The sequence below is a fragment of the Providencia sp. JGM181 genome, assembly GCF_018257375.1.
Taxonomy (GTDB): domain Bacteria; phylum Pseudomonadota; class Gammaproteobacteria; order Enterobacterales; family Enterobacteriaceae; genus Providencia; species Providencia lanzhouensis.
The window spans coordinates 1-688 of sequence record NZ_JAERJY010000301.1 but is presented as its reverse complement, the minus strand read 5'-3'; the positions used below and the strand labels follow the sequence as shown (position 1 = coordinate 688).

Sequence of the window (688 nt, the reverse complement as noted above, 5' to 3'; positions counted from 1 at the left end):
ATTCTTTATTATATACCGATAATGAATTAAACAAGATTATATCACTATTTAATAAAGATGCTCTCAAAGAGCCTACTCCTCTTAGCACCACCTAACGCTAGCTTTATTATTTTATATTACTCACCCTATGTGTTTAATTTAAAATTTTCGGCTATTTAACTATATTTGCATTATTTGATTTTATAAAAAACGTCACGTAAATTAGTTAGAAGAAAACGGAGTGAAATAATTTCCTCACACAACGTTTTCATCAATCCTTCGTATTCACCTAAATACGACTTTTATTAAGTGATGCTGTTTGGAAGGAATGCAGACAATGAAAGAAACAGACGGTAACAACCCTTCATCCAAGAAGGGTATAACTATTTATACAAAAGCAGTGGGTTATGAAATTTATTTATTACGAAAGCGTCGCTCGCTCAGTGGAAAAGATTTAGCAAATTTATTGAATATATCTCAACAGCAAGTTTCTCGTTATGAACGAGGTATCTGCAACATTACAATAGATATGCTAGTACAGGTTTTAAATGTACTAAAAATGCCTATTCAGGACTTTTTGGATAGAGCAGTTATTCGAGTTTCCATAATGAAATTTAAGCTAAGCAGTGTTGGCAGTAAAGATATCTCACTGTTAAGTAGCTCATTTATAAAGTAGGCATATATTTTCCCTACATGTTTAATTCATTAT

General features: G+C 31.2%; 1 protein-coding gene. It reads left to right on the top strand.

Translation table 11 applies throughout. The features are described from left to right. Positions 1 to 316: 316 nt before the first annotated feature. Positions 317 to 655 carry a helix-turn-helix domain-containing protein gene (locus JK188_RS17640; RefSeq protein ID WP_243699003.1) on the top strand — a complete coding sequence of 113 codons (339 nt, stop codon included), beginning with the start codon at positions 317 to 319 and terminating at the stop codon, positions 653 to 655. Positions 656 to 688 lie beyond the last annotated feature (33 nt).